At 67.6% G+C, this 16,243-nt stretch carries 14 protein-coding genes; 8 read left to right on the forward strand and 6 right to left on the reverse strand.

The window, feature by feature from the left end:
- Positions 1-34: 34 nt before the first annotated feature.
- Positions 35-802, reverse strand: coding sequence for a VOC family protein (locus tag AC20117_RS09870; RefSeq protein ID WP_074699873.1), 768 nt, complete (start codon positions 800-802; stop codon positions 35-37).
- A gap of 71 nt (positions 803-873) precedes the next feature.
- On the opposite strand from AC20117_RS09870, the gene AC20117_RS09875 reads away from it, so the two are divergent.
- Complete coding sequence (locus tag AC20117_RS09875; protein WP_074699872.1) at positions 874-1,470, forward strand: YdeI/OmpD-associated family protein; 597 nt, start codon at positions 874-876, stop codon at positions 1,468-1,470.
- An 84-nt stretch (positions 1,471-1,554) separates the two neighbouring features.
- Here AC20117_RS09875 and AC20117_RS09880 read toward each other — a convergent pair whose 3' ends face one another.
- From AC20117_RS09880 to AC20117_RS09895, 4 genes are all read right to left on the reverse strand, one after another.
- Positions 1,555-2,652: an ABC transporter ATP-binding protein gene (locus AC20117_RS09880; protein WP_074703083.1), complete on the reverse strand. Its 1,098-nt coding sequence runs from the start codon at positions 2,650-2,652 to the stop codon at positions 1,555-1,557.
- 20 nt (positions 2,653-2,672) lie between these two features.
- Entirely contained in the window at positions 2,673-4,148 is a 1,476-nt protein-coding gene (locus AC20117_RS09885) for an ABC transporter permease (protein WP_074703082.1), read from the reverse strand.
- Between the two features lie 278 nt (positions 4,149-4,426).
- Positions 4,427-5,476 carry an iron ABC transporter substrate-binding protein gene (locus tag AC20117_RS09890; protein WP_074699871.1) on the reverse strand — a complete coding sequence of 350 codons (1,050 nt, stop codon included), beginning with the start codon at positions 5,474-5,476 and terminating at the stop codon, positions 4,427-4,429.
- Positions 5,477-5,645: 169 nt separating this feature from the next.
- Complete coding sequence (locus AC20117_RS09895) at positions 5,646-6,797, reverse strand: glycoside hydrolase family 76 protein (RefSeq protein WP_074699870.1); 1,152 nt, start codon at positions 6,795-6,797, stop codon at positions 5,646-5,648.
- A 127-nt stretch (positions 6,798-6,924) separates the two neighbouring features.
- On the opposite strand from AC20117_RS09895, the gene AC20117_RS09900 reads away from it, so the two are divergent.
- Together AC20117_RS09900 and AC20117_RS09905 are read left to right on the forward strand one after the other, a co-directional pair.
- Positions 6,925-7,701 carry a 3-hydroxyacyl-CoA dehydrogenase gene (locus AC20117_RS09900; RefSeq protein ID WP_074699869.1) on the forward strand — a complete coding sequence of 259 codons (777 nt, stop codon included), beginning with the start codon at positions 6,925-6,927 and terminating at the stop codon, positions 7,699-7,701.
- A gap of 7 nt (positions 7,702-7,708) precedes the next feature.
- Positions 7,709-8,926, forward strand: a complete 1,218-nt coding sequence (locus AC20117_RS09905; protein WP_418202246.1) for an acyl-CoA dehydrogenase family protein — start codon at positions 7,709-7,711, stop codon at positions 8,924-8,926.
- A 5-nt stretch (positions 8,927-8,931) separates the two neighbouring features.
- Here AC20117_RS09905 and AC20117_RS09910 read toward each other — a convergent pair whose 3' ends face one another.
- A complete protein-coding gene (locus tag AC20117_RS09910; protein ID WP_074699868.1) occupies positions 8,932-9,750 on the reverse strand; it encodes a DUF1684 domain-containing protein in 819 nt (272 codons plus the stop codon).
- Positions 9,751-9,893: 143 nt separating this feature from the next.
- Between AC20117_RS09910 and AC20117_RS09915 the strand changes: the two genes are divergently transcribed.
- The 5 genes from AC20117_RS09915 (at position 9,894) to AC20117_RS09935 (ending at position 16,241) form a co-directional block, all read left to right on the forward strand.
- Complete coding sequence (locus tag AC20117_RS09915; RefSeq protein WP_074699867.1) at positions 9,894-10,280, forward strand: VOC family protein; 387 nt, start codon at positions 9,894-9,896, stop codon at positions 10,278-10,280.
- Positions 10,281-10,308: 28 nt separating this feature from the next.
- Entirely contained in the window at positions 10,309-13,098 is a 2,790-nt protein-coding gene (gene ppc / locus AC20117_RS09920; protein WP_074699866.1) for a phosphoenolpyruvate carboxylase, read from the forward strand.
- Positions 13,099-13,214: 116 nt separating this feature from the next.
- Positions 13,215-13,901, forward strand: a complete 687-nt coding sequence (locus AC20117_RS09925) for an HD domain-containing protein (protein ID WP_074699865.1) — start codon at positions 13,215-13,217, stop codon at positions 13,899-13,901.
- Between the two features lie 107 nt (positions 13,902-14,008).
- On the forward strand, positions 14,009-14,794 hold the full coding sequence (locus tag AC20117_RS09930) for an IclR family transcriptional regulator (RefSeq protein ID WP_074699864.1): 786 nt from the start codon (positions 14,009-14,011) through the stop codon (positions 14,792-14,794).
- A gap of 169 nt (positions 14,795-14,963) precedes the next feature.
- Positions 14,964-16,241: a cytochrome P450 gene (locus AC20117_RS09935; protein WP_074699863.1), complete on the forward strand. Its 1,278-nt coding sequence runs from the start codon at positions 14,964-14,966 to the stop codon at positions 16,239-16,241.
- The last annotated feature ends 2 nt before the right edge of the window (positions 16,242-16,243 follow it).

Below are 16,243 nucleotides of genomic sequence, written 5' to 3' on the forward strand. Positions count from 1 at the left end.
CCGGGAGGGGTCGGGTTTTCCGCAGAGCGTAAGTTCAGGCCCGGGGTGCGGTTGCCTCGCGAATGCTGATGTTCCGGCCGCCTGCGCTGGTAGCACCTCCAGCGGCGTCGGGGTCCGGCACGAAGAGGACGCGGGCGCCGGCGTCGTCCTCCGCCAGCCGAGCCTGGATCCCGGCCGAAGCCAGCCTGTCGCGCAGAACCTCGAGCCCGCCGTCGTACTCGAAGCCGAGGGCAATCCCGGCGGCAGCGCCCTGCTGAACCGTGATGATCCCGCCGTTCTTGGCGGCGAAATCAACCCGGCCCACGTCGGTCAGGTCCCAGTCCACATGGCCGGATTCGTTCCGGCCGCCAGCCCGTGCCGCGGAGGGCCGGCGGGCACCGATATCCGCGAGCACCTTGGCCGCCGTGGGCAGCTCGGTGGTGGTCCACACCGCGGCTACCGTCAGCGACGGATCCGCGTCATGCGGTTCGGCCGCCTCGTTGGCGCGGTCCACCAGGAACACGGTGCCCTCCGGCGAAGTGACCTTCACACTGCCGCCGTGGTCTGCCGAGAAGGGCTCGGCCCGCGTCCCGGCCTCCTCGGTCCGGCGGCGGAATTCCTCCAGGTCCCGTGCCTCGAAGCCGAGCGAGGTGACGCCGTCGTCGGGCCCCGCGGGCATGGCGTGGACCGCGAGCCGCCCGTGACCGGCGTCGAACTCCATCCAGGTCCCGTAGTCGGCGGTGACGGCGAGCCCGAGCGCGGTCAGCAGTTCCTTGTACTCGTGCATGCGGGAGGTGTAGTGGACGGGGCGGACTCGCAGCATTTTTGTCTCCTCGGTAGCGGCCTCTTCCCAGAGTATGGCGCGGCGGCCGGTTGCGCGGCTAGTGTTTGCGCATGGCCGCCGAACTCCCCGAACTGCTGCTGCCCGACGCCGCCGCCTGGCGCGACTGGCTGCAGGAGCACCATGACAGCTCGCCCGGCGTGTGGCTCGTGCTGCACAAGAAAGGCGGAACCGTCACCACTCTCGACTATGCCGGCGCGCTCGAAGAGGCGCTGTGTTTCGGCTGGATCGATGGGCAGGCCAAGCGGCGCGACGCGGAGAGTTCCTTCCAGCGGTTCAGCCCACGAAGCAAACGCAGCATCTGGTCGCTGCGCAACGTGGCGCGGATCGAGCAGCTGGAGGCGGCAGGAAAAATGCACGACGCCGGACGCGCGGCGGTCGCGGCGGCGCAGGCCGATGGGCGGTGGGACAAGGCCTATGCCGGACCCGCGACGGCTGAAGTGCCCGAGGATCTCGCCGCGGCGATCGCTGCCGTGCCCCGGGCGCAGGCCATGTTCGACGTGCTGACCTCGCAGAACCGGTTCGCGCTGATCTTCCGGCTCAGCCAGCTCAAGACCGAGGATGCCCGCCGCAAGAAGATCGCAGGTTTCGTGGAGATGCTGGCCCGGCACGAGGCGCCGTACCCGCAGAAGAAGAAGCCTGCTGAATAGTTGAGTGGCGAGAACACGGGCGGCCGAGCGTTCCAGCGCCCCTGTTCTCGCCAGGCAACCTGGCGCGGGCCCGCAACGGCCCGTTCAGGACGCCGGGAAGGCCACGCCCTCGCCGATCACGCGCAGGAACAGTTCCGAGCCGGGCTTGGCCAGCGTCGCGTTCCAGTGGCGGATGGTGATGGTCTCCCCGCGCTGCCTGTTTCCCTGCGCATCCCGGGGCCCGTGCAGTTCCAGCCGCACCGTCACCTCGGGCCCGAAGAAGTCCGTCTCCAGCACGGTGCCGCGGATAGGGCCGCCGTCGGAAATGCGGATCTGCTCCGGGCGCAGCATCAGGTGCACCTTCCCCTGGCACGTTGGCCGGCGGACTGGGATACCGCCAAGCGCGCAGGTGGCCAGGGAACCCTGCAGTTCCGCGTTGAGGATGACCGCATCGCCCAGGAACTCTGCCGTCTCCCGGTCTGCGGGCCGCGTGTAAACCACAAAGGGGTTGCCGATCTGGGCCAGGATGCCGCGGCGCATCACCGCCACCTGATCCGCGAAGGAGAGCGCCTCGGCCTGGTCGTGCGTGACGAGAATGGTGGTCACCCCGGCGGCGGCGAGGGTGCGAGCCACCGCCTTGCGGGTGGCTACCCGGAGACCGGCGTCCAAGGCACTGAACGGTTCGTCCAGCAGCATCAGTTCCGGCTCGCGGGCCAGCGCCCGGGCCAGGGCGACGCGCTGCTGCTGGCCGCCGGAAAGCTCGTCCGGCCGGCGCCCGGCGTACCCGGGTTCCAGCGAGACCATGTCCAGTAGTTCCGCGATCCGGCCCTCCACCGCAGCCTTGGAGCCGAACCGCTTCTTCTCCAGTCCGAAGGCGATGTTCCGCCCCACGCTCAGATGCGGGAACAGCGCTCCGTCCTGCGCCACATAGCCCACGTTCCGCCGGTGCGCGGGGACCAGTCTGCCGCCGTTGGCCACCGCCTCGCCGTCGAGCGTGATGGAGCCGGAGTCCGGTGCCTCGAAGCCGGCAATCAGCCGCAGCAGCGTAGTCTTGCCGCTGCCCGAGGGGCCCACGATCGCCGTCGTAATTCCGCGGTGAACGGACAGGCTGACGCCACGGAGTACGGACGTGTCGCCAAAGGACTTGGTGACGGCGTCGATGACCAGGTGGCCCTTCGGCGCCGGAGCGTCAGCAGGGCTCATGAGCGGGTCCTTCCACAAGGTCATTGGCCGGCCGCCTTCTGCGACTGGGTGTAGAGCAGGTAGGTCATCGGCAGCGAGAGCAGGATCAGGATCAGCGCGTACGGAGCGGCGCCGGTGTAGTCGATCTCCGAACTCAGCGCCCAGAAGCGCGTGGCCAGCGTGTTCACACCCGTGGGCGCGAGCAGCAGGGTGGCCGTCAGCTCGTTGGCGATGCCCAGGAAAACCAGTGCGGCTCCGCCGGCGGCAGCGGGGGCAGTCAGGCGCAGGGTCACCCGGAGGAACGTCTTGAACGGCGGACTGCCCAGCGACTGTGCCGCCTCTTCGAGCTCCTGCGGCGCCTGCGCCAATCCGGCCCGCAGGTTCACCAGCGCCCGGGGCAGGAACAGCAGGACGTAGGCGGCAATGACCAGCGGCACCGTTTGGTACAGCGGCCGCGCGACGTTGATCGCCACGGTGATGAACGCCAGCGCCACCACAATGCCGGGCAGCGAGGACGTGATGTAGTTGGTGCTCTCCAGCTTGGTGAACCAGCCCGGATACCGCACGGCGAGCCACGCCACAGGGAAGGCCAGCACTACGGTCAGCAGCGCGCCGGCCAGTCCGAAGCCGAGGGTCTGCAGCAGTGTCTCGCCGATCACCGGCAGGTCCCAGATTCCGGCTCCGCCGGCCAGCAGCCAGCGCACGATGTTGCCCAGCGGCACCCCGAGCGCCAGCACCGCCAGGGCCAACACACCAACGACGGCGGCAATCCTGTACCGTCCAAGCGGCAGGGCAGGCGGGCGGCTGGCTACCCCGGAACCCAGGCGGGCATACCGGGCGTTGCCGCGCAGGCGGGATTCGGCCAGCAGCATCAGCAGGCAGATGAAGACCAGCACGCTGGCGAGCATGTTGGCGGCCGCGCCGTTGAAGGTGGACTGGTACTGCTCCATGATCGCGGTGGTGAAGGTGGCGAACCGGATCATCGAAAACGCGCCGAACTCGGCCAGCAGGTGCAGGCCCACCAGCAAGGAGCCGCCGGTGATCGGCAGCCAGAGCTGGGGCAGGACCACGCGGAAAAAGGTGCGCCAGCGTCCCAGCCCGAGCGACGCCGCGGACTGCTCGAGCGCGGGATCCATCCGGCGCAGGGCCGCGGCCGCGGGAATGTAGACCAGCGGGTAATAGGAGAGCACCGAAATCAGCGTGCCGCCGCCGATCCCGCCCAGCGACGGAATGGTGCTGACCCAGGCGTAACTGTTGACGAACGCGGGCACGGCCAGCGGCGCGGCGAGCACCAGGGACCAGAACCTCGCGCCGGGCAGCTGCGTCCGCTCCACCAGCCAGGCCGCCGCGATCCCGATCACGATGCACAGCGGCACCGCGGCCAGCACCAGCGCCACAGTGTTGAACAGCAGTTCGCCCACGCGGGGCCGGAAGATCAGCGCCGCGGCCGTCTCCCAGCCGGTGGCCACCGTCATCACGATGACAAAGCCCAGCGGCACCAGGGTCGCCAGCGAAATAACGACGGCGGCCGCTACCGTTCCGTACGGCGGCCGCGCACCGCTGCGCCTGCGCCGGAGAGGGCCCCGAACCGGAGGTCGCGGGCCGGGCGGTGTGGGGCCGGACGGAACGATGCGGGGTAACGCAACGCTGGGCGCAGCCGTGCCAGACGGAGCAGCGCCCGGTGGAGCAGCGTCGGTCAGCTCACCCGGAACGTCTACAGCGGGCGCGCCGGTAGCCGGGACCGCAGGGCCCCGGCTACCGGTGGACGTTCGTGGATGAACCGACATGGGCAGTTCTACAGCAGGCCAGCATCCGTCATGAGCTCGACAACCTTCTGGCTGTTCAGCTTGGCGGCGTCGACGGAGGGAGCTGCGAGCTCCTCGAGGGGGACGAGTCCGTCGCGCGGGGTGACGTCCTTGCCCACCGGGTACTCGTAGTCGCTACCGGTGGCCAGCGACTCCTGGCCCTGCTTGGAAGTGATGAACTCCAGGAACTGCATCGCCTCTTCCGGGTGCTTGGAGGATTTCAGGACCCCGCCGCCGGAGACGCTGACAAAGGCGCCCGGATCCTGGTTCTTGAAGTAGTGCGGGGCGACATTGCCGGAGTTCTCCGCCGTCTCGGCCTGGTCCGCGGTGTAGTAGTAGTGGTAGATGACGGCGCCGTCGACCTCCCCGGTGTTGACGGCCTTCATGGCAGCGCCGTTCTTCGGGTAGGCCTTGGCGTTCTCCTTCATGGCCTTGAGCCATTCTGCGGTGGCCTCTTCGCCCTCAAGCTCCAGCATGGCGGAGACGATGGCCTGGAAGTCCGCTCCGCCCGGAGCCGCTCCCCACTTTCCGGCCCACTTCTCATCGGCCAGATCCATGATCGACGCCGGCAGATCGGCTTCCTTCACGGCGTCCTTGTTGTAGACAAAGACCGTGGACCGCGCGGCGACGCCCGACCACTTGTTCGACGACGGCCGGTACTGTTCGGGCACGTTCTCCTGCACTGTGGACGAGATGTCGGCAAAGAGACCGGCGTTTTCCACCTGCGTCATGGCCGGTGAATTCTCGGTGATGAAGACATCGGCGGGAGAGGCCTCCCCCTCGGCGATGATCTGGTTGCTCATCTCGGTGTCCTTGCCCTGGCGGACGTTGACCTTGATGCCGGTCTCGGCCTCGAACGCGTCCACCCAGGCCTGGGTCATCGATTCGTGCTGGGCGTTGTAGACGGTGATTTCACCGGCTGCGGCCGCGGTAGATCCTTCGGGGGCCGGCGACGCGGAACCGGAGCCACAGGCGGACAGAGTCAGTGCAGCGGCGGCGACGATGGCGGCTGCTGAAAGCTGCGGAAATCGGATCTTCATGGAGAACCTTTCAGGAAAATGAGGACCGGGCGCGGTCCCCACCGCAGTACCCGGAAAAGAAGCTTAGGTAAGGCTTAGCTCACCTGTGCTCAGTCATTGTGGCAGAAGCCAGCGTAAATCAGCAACGCTTTTGTGACTTATTGTCGAAACACAACAACGACGCCGGTTGTCAGGCGACGGAGGCGGCGGCTTCGAGCGTCATCCAAGCCTGCAGCTGGGTGGAAAGCTGCACGCGCTCGCCCGGGGGATAGGTGGTCTTGGCCGGCAGGGCCGGATCCTTGGAAAACACCAGCACTTCCCACGTACGGTGGTTCTCCAGCCGGCGGCCGGACCAGAACGCCCCGGCGGTGTTGGCTACCAGCAGGCGTGCCTGCTCCCGGACATCGGCGGGCAGCCGCTCCGAGTTGGCCGCAACGGCCAGGTAGCGCGCCAGGATCCCGGTGAACAGTCCGCCGTCGCCGTCGCTGTGGGTGCGCAGCACGGGCAGGCCGTCATGGTCCGTAGTGAGCCCCGCGGCCACCGCCTTGATCAGGTCCGCGGCACGCTGCAGGTCCGCATCCCGGCCCAGTTCCAGCAGCGCCGCCAGCACCGGGCCCTGGTTGTAGCTGTAGATGTCCGGCACCAGCACCGGCTCTCCGTTCACAATACGTAGCCCGTCCTGGTACAGCCCGGAAGCGCCGTCGTAAAGCTTGTCGTCCAGCCAGTCCAGCAGGGCCGCCGCGCGGTCCGTCTGGCCGATGCGGGCAAAGTGGAGGGCTGCCGGGGCCGTGGCAGGGGTGTTCTTAAAATCGCGCTTCGTGTTCCAGAACAGGCCGCCGCCCAGGTCCGCGGTATGGGCGGATTCCAGTGCCGGCAGCAAGGCGCGGGCAGCGGCCCGGTTGCGGAACCGCGGCTTGCCCGCCGCAGCGGCCAGCGAGTCCAGGCGCCCGACGGCCAGCGCCAGCCAGGCCATGTCGTCATAGTAGGAGTTGGTGAACCGGAAGCAGTTGCGCCACTTGATGCTGCGCAGCAGGCGCGCCCCGAGCTGGCCGGCGCTGACGCCGAACCCGCCGTCGTAATGCTGCTGGCGTTCGAGTTCGCGCCGGCCGGCATCCACCAGGCAGTCCAGATAGTGCGCCTGCCACCAGTAATGCCACGGCCCGACCAGCGGCAGATAGTTCTGCCGCGGCCTGGCTACCGCACCGAGGTGGGTGAACGGAAGGCCCAGCAGGCGCTGGCCGAAGTGCCGGATGACAGCGGCGGCGGCCTCGTCCGCCCGGCCGGCGGCGAATCTGGGCGGGGGCGGGTGTTCGCCGGGAAGCTTGCTGGACTCTGCGACCATCTGACCAGCGTAACCGTCCGGGTCCGGGTAATCACGGAAGGCGTTTTGCCCAGTAGGCGGTCGGCCGAATGCGCTGTGCGCCGGACCACACTAGGCTGGCGGAAAGGATTCATGACAGGAGGATCACGTGGAGATTGCCAATTCCGTTGCGCTCGTGACCGGGGGTGCGTCCGGCCTGGGAGCTGCCACCGCCCGCCGCTTGTACGACGCCGGTGCCTCCGTGGTGCTCGTTGACCTTCCGGGATCCGCAGGGGCTGAGTATGCGGCGGAACTGGGGGAGCGGGCCGTCTTCGCGCCGGCCGACGTGACCAGCGAAGAGGACGTGCAGGCGGCGGTCGATGCGGCCGTTTCGCTCGGCCCGCTGCGCGTCGTCGTCAATTGTGCCGGAGTCGCCACCCCGGGCAAGGTGCTGGGACGCGGCGGCGTGCTGCCGCTGGAAAACTTCAGCAAGGTAGTGCAGATCAACCTCGTCGGCACCTTCAACGTGATCCGCCTGGCCGCCGCCGCCATGGCCGAAACGGAACCGGTCAGCACGGAACTCGGCGGGCCCGAGCGCGGCGTCATCATCAACACCGCGTCCGTGGCTGCCTTCGACGGGCAGATCGGCCAGCCCGCGTACGCCGCTTCCAAGGGAGCCGTGGCTGCCATGACGCTGCCGATCGCCCGCGAACTGGCGCGCTCGCTGATCCGCGTGGTCACCATTGCCCCGGGCATCTTCGAGACGCCGATGATGGCCGGACTGCCGCAGGAGGCGCAGGATTCGCTGGGCCAGCAGGTGCCGCATCCGTCCCGGCTGGGCCGGCCCGCCGAATATGCCAACCTCGCCGCGCACATCATCGACAACGCCATGCTCAACGGGGAAGTCATCCGGCTGGACGGCGCCATCCGGATGGCGCCGCGCTGAAGCCGGCATGGAGAATATTGTGAACAAAGTGAACATGGCGGACCTGCCGCGGCCGGACTTCTACGGGTTCGAGTCCCTGCTCAGCGGCCGGGAACGGCTGAAGCTGGCCCAGCTGCGCGAGTTCCTCGCCGCCGAGGTGGAACCGCATGCGGTGGACTGGTGGAACCGCGGCCGCTTTCCGGCGGAGCTGCTGCCGGGGCTGGCCGGGCTGGAGCTGAGCACGCCGGTCCAGCAGGGCTTCAGCCATCTCTTCGCCGGGCTGGTGATCGCCGAAATGACCCGGGCCGATACGTCCATCGCCACCTTCTTCATGGTCCACCACGACCTGTTTGTGCAGGCGTTGTACGAGTTCGGCAGCGCGGAGCAGAAGGCACGCCTGCTTGAGGACGCCCTGGCGCTGCGCATCACCGGCGCCTTCGCGCTGACCGAACCGGAGCACGGTTCCGATGTGGCCGGCGGCATGGCAACCACGGCGCGGCGCGAGGGCGGAGACTGGATCCTCAACGGGGCCAAGCGGTGGATCGGCAACGGCACCTTCTGCGACTACATGCTGGTCTGGGCGCGGGAAGAAGACACCAACCAGGTGCGCGGCTTCATTGTGGACTCGAAGCTGGAGGGGTTCCGGGCGGAGCGGATCGGCAACAAGATTTCCCTGCGCACGGTGCAGAACGCGGACATCATTCTGGACAACGTCCGCGTTGCGGAAGCGGACCGGTTCGCCGGGATCAGCAGCTTCGACGACACCAAACATCTCCTGCGCGGCTCGCGCATCATGGTGGGCTGGCAGGCCGTCGGCCAGCAGCTCGCGGCCTACGAGGTGGCCCGGCGGTATGCGCTCGAACGCGAGCAGTTCGGCCGCCCGATCGCCGGCTTCCAGCTGATCCAGGACCAGCTGGTGCGGATGCTCGGCAATGCCACGGCGTCGCTGGGCATGCTGGCCCGGGTCGCCCAGCTGCAGGAGGAGACCCATGCCGGCCCGCAGGGCATCCGGCACAGCGGGGCCGACATGGCACAGGCCGCGCTGGCCAAGTCCTATACCTCGGCGCGGATGCGTGAAACCGTCTCGCTGGGGCGGTCCATTCTCGGCGGAAACGGGATCGTGACCGATTACCTGATGGCCAAGATCTTCTCCGACGCCGAAGCGATCTACACCTACGAGGGCTCGTACGAGATCAACAGCCTGATTGTGGGCCGGGCAGTGACGGGGATATCCGCGATTGCCTGAGCCGGTCAGGCCGGCAGTTTCTCCCCGGCGCTGACGGCGAAGGGCAGCTGGTTCGCCGCCACCGGCGCCGGGCAGACCGCGTACCCGGTGAAGGCAAACGGGTAGTTCTGCGCGCGGTTGAAATCCAGCAGTACCGTACCGTCCAGCGCAGGCGGCGGCAGGTCGAGGAAGCGCCAGTCTGCCGTACCAAGTCCATTGGTCGCGTCGTGGAAGGTCACCCGCAGTGCGCCCGTGCCCGGTTCGAATTCGGCCAGCAGCCGGTAGTTTGAGGCCTGGTGGTTGAAAGTGATCTCGCCGGCCAGCACTGCAGCGAGCGAGGTATCGCTGCGGGCCGTGGCGATCCGTGCGACCTGGGGCGAGCCAAAGGGAACATAGCTGCCCTTGATGATCCAGTCGGGATCGAAGTCGAAGACCGGCACGCCGCTGAAATTCTGCTGTGCCGGCGTGGAGGCGGCTCGCGTGCGGATGAGATAGCGGCCGTCCCGCCTGGCCAGCTCCACTGCCACCGCTTCCGGACCGCCGCACCAGCGCACCCACATTTTCTGGCCGCGCTCGGCCACCGTCTGGGTGAGGATCCCGCGGACCGGTGTGCCGCCGTCGTACATCCTGAAGCCATCCGAGGCACCGGCGTTCAGGGCCGCCACCGCGCGGTCGGCGCTCCACAATCCGGGGACAAGGTCGACGGCGGACGGTTCGGTGGCGAGCCACTGGAACGAGGTGAGGGTCAGGAGCCCGAAATCCTCGGCCAAGGCATCGTTGCGCTGTCTGTGCCAGGCACCGAACTCCGCTTCGGCCGTAGTGACCTCGTTTTCCAGGCTGGTCATTGCGCTCCTTGGGGCTGGCTGAGGCTGTCACCGCCCACCCGGGGCTGTATCAGCACAGTCTGCCCCTGGGCCTGCCACAAGACAAGCCGCACCGGACGAACGGGGAGGTTACCTGAGGCAGTGCCGGGCGCTAGCCTAGGTCCATGATCACTTCCGTGCACACGCTGATCTACTCCGATGATCCAACGGCTACCCGGGCGTTCCTGCGCGACGTACTGCAGTGGCCCTCGGTTCCCGACGCCGGCTCGGGCGATGACTGGCTGATTTTCAAGACTGGTCCGAGCGAACTGGGCGTGCATCCGACCAGCGGCGTCTGGGAAGGCGAGGAGTTTTCCGCCCCGCGCCACCACCAGATCGCCCTGATGTGCGACGATCTGGCGGTCACCATGTCCGAACTGGAAAGCCGCGGCGCGGGCTTCAGCTCAGAGTCAACGGACATGGGCTTCGGCACGGGCGCGATGCTGCAGGTGCCCGGCGCCGACGACATCCTGCTGTACCAGCCTTCGCACGCACCCGCGTTCAATCTGTAGGGCCGGTTGATGGCACAGGAGGGTTTTGATGCCTGAAGGCGATCTCGATGCCAGGCTGCGTGCGGACGTCCGGCGGGTCAGCACGCTGCTGGGCCAATCGCTGGTGCGCCAGCACGGCCCGGAGCTGTTGGATCTGGTGGAGCAGGTACGGCTGCTGACGAAAGAGTCGAAAGAAGCGGCCCGCGGGGGCGGGGAGGCCAGCGGGCCATGGACAGCCCGGGACGTGGCGGACCAAGTGCGTGAATTGCTCGCGGGGCTGCCTACCGTCCAGGCGACGCAGCTGGTGCGCGCCTTCGCCTTCTACTTCCATTTGGCCAATGCAGCCGAGCAGGTCCACCGCGTCCGGACCCTGCGGACCCGGCCGGAACAGGACGGCTGGCTGGCCAAGGCGGTGGCGGACGTGGCCGCGAAGGCTGGTCCGGCAATGCTGCAGGAGGCCGTGGACGCGCTGGATGTGCGGCCGGTCTTCACAGCGCATCCTACTGAGGCATCGCGCCGTTCTGTGCTGGATAAGCTGCGCAAGCTCTCCGATGTGCTGGCGGTGCGGACCGCCGAGGACAGCGTGGCCAGACGGCGGCAGGACCGCATGCTGGCGGAAATCATCGACCAGATGTGGCAGACGGACGAGCTGCGGCAAGTGCGGCCCAGCCCGGTGGACGAGGCCCGCAACGCGCTCTACTACCTCGACAACATTTTCCGCGGCGCGGTGCCGGAACTGCTGGCCGAACTCGAGGAACTGCTGGACGGCCACGGCGCCGCACTGTCGGCCGAGCGCTCGCCGCTGCGGTTCGGCAGTTGGATCGGCGGCGACCGGGACGGCAACCCGAACGTCACCGCCGACGTGACGCGGGAGATCCTCGCCCTGCAGAACCAGCACGCCGTGCGGATCGGGATCGAGCAGGTGGACGAGCTGATCTCGGTGCTCTCCAACTCCACGGCGCTCGCCGAAGCGGAGCCGGAGCTGCTGGAATCGATTCAGCAGGACCTGGAAAAGCTGCCCGGGCTGGATAAGCGCGTGCTCGTGCTGAACGCGCAGGAGCCGTACCGCCTGAAACTGACCTGCATCAAGGCGAAATTGATGAACACTTCCGCCCGCGTGCGGAACGGGACCGCCCACCAGCCCGGGCGGGACTACGCCTCCGCTGCAGAAGTGCTGGACGAGCTGGGGCTGCTGGAACGATCGCTGCGCGCCCACGGGGCCTCGCTGGCGGCGGATGGAGCGCTGGCGCGGGTGCGGCGGATCATGTCCGCCGTCGGCCTGAACCTGGCCACGCTGGATGTCCGCGAGCATGCCGAGCGGCACCACGCCGTCGTCGGTGTGTTGATCGACCGGCTGGGCGAACTCCCCGGATGTTATGCGGACCTGGAGCGGGCGGAGCGCCAGGCGGTGCTGTCGAAGGAGCTGGCTTCACGCCGGCCGCTGGCGCCGGTGCCGGCTCCGCTGGCAGGCGAGGAAGCCAAGACGTACGCGGTGTTCGGCGAAATCCAGCGGGCGCTGGAGACCTACGGTTCGAACGTGGTGGAGACCTACATTGTGTCGATGACCCGCGGACCCGACGACGTGCTGGCCGCCGCGGTGCTGGCGCGGGAAGCCGGCCTGCTGCGGCTGCACGGCGGGGACGCGTTTGCGCGCATCGGCTTCGCGCCGCTGCTGGAAACCGTGGAGGAGCTACGCCGGTCCGGGCGGATTCTGGATGGGCTGCTATCGGATCCGCAGTACCGGGAGATTGTCCGGCTCCGCGGCGACGTGCAGGAAGTCATGCTCGGGTACTCGGATTCGAACAAGGAATCCGGTGTGCTGACCAGCCTCTGGGAAATCCACCAGACACAGCGGGTCCTGCGCGACGTCGCTGCCAAGCATGGGGTCCGGCTGCGGCTCTTCCACGGCCGGGGTGGCTCCGTGGGGCGCGGCGGCGGGCCAACCTACGACGCCATCCTGGCCCAGCCGAACGGAGTGCTGGAAGGCGAAATCAAGTTCACCGAACAGGGCGAAGTCATTTCGGACAAGTACTCGCTCCAGCCGCTGGCACGGGAGAACCTGGAACTGTCGCTGGCAGCCGTGCTGGAAGGCTCTGCGCTGCACCGGGAGCCGCGCACCTCCGCCGGCGAGCGCCATCGCTACGGCAAAGTGATGGCAACCGTCTCCGATGCGTCCTTCCGCTGCTATCGGGAGCTGATTGAAGATCCGGACCTGCCGGAGTATTTCTTCACCTCGACGCCGGTGGAGCAGCTGGGTTCGCTGAAGATCGGCTCGCGACCTTCAATGCGGCCGGATTCAGGGGCCGGTCTAGAAGGTCTGCGCGCCATCCCGTGGGTTTTCGGCTGGACGCAGTCCCGGCAGATCGTGCCCGGCTGGTACGGCGTCGGTTCCGGGCTGAAGGCGGCGCGGGAGGCGGGCCATGGGGAGGTGCTGCAGGAGATGGCGGACCGGTGGCACTTTTTCCAGACCGTGGTCTCCAATGTGGAAATGACCTTGGTCAAGACGGACCTGGACATCGCCGCGCACTATGTAGCCACGCTGGTGCCGGCCCGGCTGCAGCACCTGTTCGACCGGATCCGCGAAGAGTTCGAGCTCACGGTGTCCGAGGTCCGGCGCCTCACCGGCGAAGTGCGGCTGCTGGACAACCAGCCGGTGCTCAAAAAGTCGTTGGAAGTGCGGGACCAGTACCTGGATCCGATCTCCTACATGCAGGTGGAACTGCTGCGCAGGCTGCGCGCGAACGGGACCTCGGGCGGCGGCGCACCGGATGAAAGCCTGCAGCGGGCCATGCTGATCACGGTCAACGGCGTGGCGGCTGGCCTGCGCAACACCGGCTAAGGCTGGCGGCAGACGCCGTAACCACGCCGCCGGGCAGGAAGAGGACGTCGGCGACGCTTCCGGCCAGCGGAAACCGATTGTTGCCACGGCCATGGCGGCTGGTCCACGGTGGGAAGATGACCAAGTTCCTGCCTTCCGCCAACCAGTACGGCCACGACGTCACCGGCGCCATTGCGGCAAATCCCGATGGCGTAATCGCACTGGGCCCGGTCCTCGCCGGGATCTGGGAGCTGGCGGCACCCTTGCTGGCCGTCCGCGACAACGACGCGCACACCCTCTACGCCTTCGGCCTGGCCCACGCCTTACTGGACTTGCACGCAGAGGCGGATGCCGACGTCGTTCTTCCGGCGATCATGCTGCACGACATTGGCTGGTCACAGGTGCCCCCGGACGAGGTGCTCTCCGCAATTGCTCCCGGCGGCGGGCGGCCAGATCTGGTGCTGCTCCATGAGAAGGAAGGTGCCCGCCTGGCCGCGGACATTCTGGCCGAGGTCCACTACGACGCCGCCAAGGTGCCGGCGATTCTGCAGATCATCGACGGGCACGACTCGCGGCGCCAGGCCCTCTCGATCGAGGACGCCATTGTGAAGGACTCAGACAAGACGTGGCGGTTGAGCCCGCACGGCATCGACACCGTGATGGACTGGTTCGGCCTGGAGCGGAAGCAGGCCGTTCGTCTGTGCAGCCAGCGGGTCCACGGTCACCTATTCACCGAAGAGGCGAAAGCCATGGCGCGGGCGTTGTCGGCGCTGGAATCGGTGACCCTGTGGCCGCAACGGCGTGCCCTGCTCGGGGAAGGCTAGACTCGGTTTCGGCCGGCGGAAGCGGCCGCACTGGACCGGACGGACGGTCAATAGCCGGACTTGATCCGCAATTGGTGGGCCGAGGGCAGCCGGAGGAGGAGGCAACGATGGCGGGCGGGAGCCGCGACGCGGGACGGTCCGTGACCTCCAAGGTGCTTGCCATCCTCGAGGCCTTCGAAAAGGCCCGCGGATCGCTCAGCCTCACAGAGATTTCCGAGGGATCTGGCCTGCCGCTGAGCACCACCCACCGGCTGGTCGCCGAGCTGACCGATTGGGGATTTCTCTCGCGTGGAGCCAACGGCCGCTACCAGCTGGGCATCCGGCTGTGGGAGCTGGCGCAGAACGCAGGACGGCAACTGCGCGAGGCCGCGCGACCGTTCGTCCAGGACTTGTTCTCGCTCACCGGTGAGACATCCCAGCTCGCGGTCCGCGAGGGGCACGAAGTGCTTTACATCGAGCGCATTTACGGAACGAAACGTGTCCCGCGGGCTTCACGGGTCGGCGGACGGCTGCCCATGCACGCGACCGCCGTCGGCAAGGTGATCCTGGCCTTCGAGGAGGAGTGGGTCCGCATCGCCTACCTGAACCGCGAGCTGGAGCGCGCCACTGCCCATACACATATCCACGCCGGGCGGCTGGCCAAGGAGCTCGACACCATCCGCGAGCAGGGCTTCGCCACCACGATGGAGGAAGTTCGGCTTGGCTCCTGCTCGATCGCCGTGCCGGTTTTCCACACCGGCGCCATCGGGGCCGGTCTGGGGCTTGTGCTGCCGACAGCGCAGGCAGCCACCATGAACCGGCACCTGCCGGTGCTCAAAGGCGTCTCGCTGCAGATTGAACGCGCCACTGCCCACATCCCGCTCGAAACGCTGCTAGGCAGCCACCGCAAGTAAACGCAGCCGCCCGCAGGCAGGGAACCTGGCCGCCGTCGTCGTTCAATTCGGTTTCCACTGAGTGGAAGACGGTGATGTGCGCCATGGGGTGATCTGGACAACACTGGTGTGAACGAACCCGTTGGATGGCCCAGCAGCCGCCAACGGGAACCAACCCCAAGGAGAACAGATGTCACCCTCGACGGAAACGGCGGCCCGTTGCCCGTTCGGCCACGGAGCCGAGGCACCTGCCGGGCACCACGGCTACGAACCGTTCCAGATGAAGGATCCGTTCCCTGCCTATGCGGAACTGCGGGCCGAGCAGCCGGTCATGTTCGATGAGCGCATCGGCTACTACGTGGTTTCCCGCTACGACGACATCAAGGCAGTCTTCGAGGACTGGGAGACCTTTTCCAGCGAAAACGCACAGGCCCCGGTCCGCGAGCGTGGCCCGGCTGCGAAGAAGATCATGGAAGAGGGCGGCTTCACCGCGTACTCGGGGCTCTCGGCACGGCGTCCGCCGGAGCACACCCGTATCCGCTCGGTAGTGCAAAAAGCTTTCACACCCCGCCGCTATAAGGCGCTGGAGCCTTTCATCCGCCAGAACGTAGTGGACCTGGTGGAGCAGATGCTGGCCCGGCCGGAGCGCACCGGCGACCTGGTGAAGGACCTGGCCTACGATGTCCCGACGATCACTATCCTCACGCTGATCGGCGCCGATGTCAGCCAGGTGGATCAGTTCAAGCGTTGGAGCGATTCCCGTGCGGCGATGACCTGGGGCGACCTGAGTGATGACGAGCAGGTCCCGCATGCGCACAATCTGGTGGAGTACTGGCAGGAATGCCTGCGTCTGGTCCGGGTCGCCCATGAGGAAGGCGGCGACAACCTCACCGCCGACCTCGTGCGTGCGCAGAACGAGGGCGCGGAGATCTCCGACCACGAGATCGCGTCCGTCCTCTACAGCCTGCTTTTCGCCGGCCACGAAACCACCACTACGCTGATCGCCAACTCGTTGCGCGTGCTGCTGGCCCGCCCGGAACAGTGGGCGATGCTGGTCGAGGAGCCGAAGAAGATCCCCGGCGCCATCGACGAGGTGCTGCGCTATGCCGGCTCGATTGTCGGCTGGCGGCGCAAGGCACTCAAAGACACCGAGGTCGGCGGGGTGAAGATCGAAGAAGGCGGGCAGCTGCTGTTGCTGATGGGCTCGGCGAACCGCGAAGAGGGCAAATTCGAGAACGGCGAGGACATCGACATCTCCCGCCCCAACGCCCGCGAGCACCTGTCCTTCGGCTTCGGCATCCACTACTGCCTGGGCAACATGCTGGCCAAGCTGCAGGCCAAGATCGCCCTCGAGGAAGTCGCCCGGCTTGCCCCGAACCTCAAACTGCAGGATCCCGAGAACATCGCGTTCCGCGAAAACCTCTCCTTCCGGGTCCCCGAAACCGTTCCAGTCAGCTGGGAGGCATAAGC

This window comes from Arthrobacter crystallopoietes (assembly GCF_002849715.1).
GTDB classification, from domain to species: domain Bacteria; phylum Actinomycetota; class Actinomycetes; order Actinomycetales; family Micrococcaceae; genus Crystallibacter; species Crystallibacter crystallopoietes.

Excerpts from the sequence above, each read along its gene's own strand:
- AC20117_RS09870 (WP_074699873.1), bottom strand. The coding sequence starts at position 802 with ATGCTGCGAGTCCGCCCCGTCCACTACACCTCCCGCATGCACGAGTAC.
- AC20117_RS09875 (WP_074699872.1), top strand. The coding sequence starts at position 874 with ATGGCCGCCGAACTCCCCGAACTGCTGCTGCCCGACGCCGCCGCCTGG.
- AC20117_RS09915 (WP_074699867.1), top strand. The coding sequence starts at position 9,894 with ATGATCACTTCCGTGCACACGCTGATCTACTCCGATGATCCAACGGCT.
- AC20117_RS09890 (WP_074699871.1), bottom strand. The coding sequence starts at position 5,476 with ATGAAGATCCGATTTCCGCAGCTTTCAGCAGCCGCCATCGTCGCCGCC.
- ppc (WP_074699866.1), top strand. The coding sequence starts at position 10,309 with ATGCCTGAAGGCGATCTCGATGCCAGGCTGCGTGCGGACGTCCGGCGG.
- AC20117_RS09925 (WP_074699865.1), top strand. The coding sequence starts at position 13,215 with ATGACCAAGTTCCTGCCTTCCGCCAACCAGTACGGCCACGACGTCACC.
- AC20117_RS09935 (WP_074699863.1), top strand. The coding sequence starts at position 14,964 with ATGTCACCCTCGACGGAAACGGCGGCCCGTTGCCCGTTCGGCCACGGA.
- AC20117_RS09910 (WP_074699868.1), bottom strand. The coding sequence starts at position 9,750 with ATGACCAGCCTGGAAAACGAGGTCACTACGGCCGAAGCGGAGTTCGGT.
- AC20117_RS09930 (WP_074699864.1), top strand. The coding sequence starts at position 14,009 with ATGGCGGGCGGGAGCCGCGACGCGGGACGGTCCGTGACCTCCAAGGTG.
- AC20117_RS09905 (WP_418202246.1), top strand. The coding sequence starts at position 7,709 with ATGGAGAATATTGTGAACAAAGTGAACATGGCGGACCTGCCGCGGCCG.
- AC20117_RS09895 (WP_074699870.1), bottom strand. The coding sequence starts at position 6,797 with ATGGTCGCAGAGTCCAGCAAGCTTCCCGGCGAACACCCGCCCCCGCCC.
- AC20117_RS09880 (WP_074703083.1), bottom strand. The coding sequence starts at position 2,652 with ATGAGCCCTGCTGACGCTCCGGCGCCGAAGGGCCACCTGGTCATCGAC.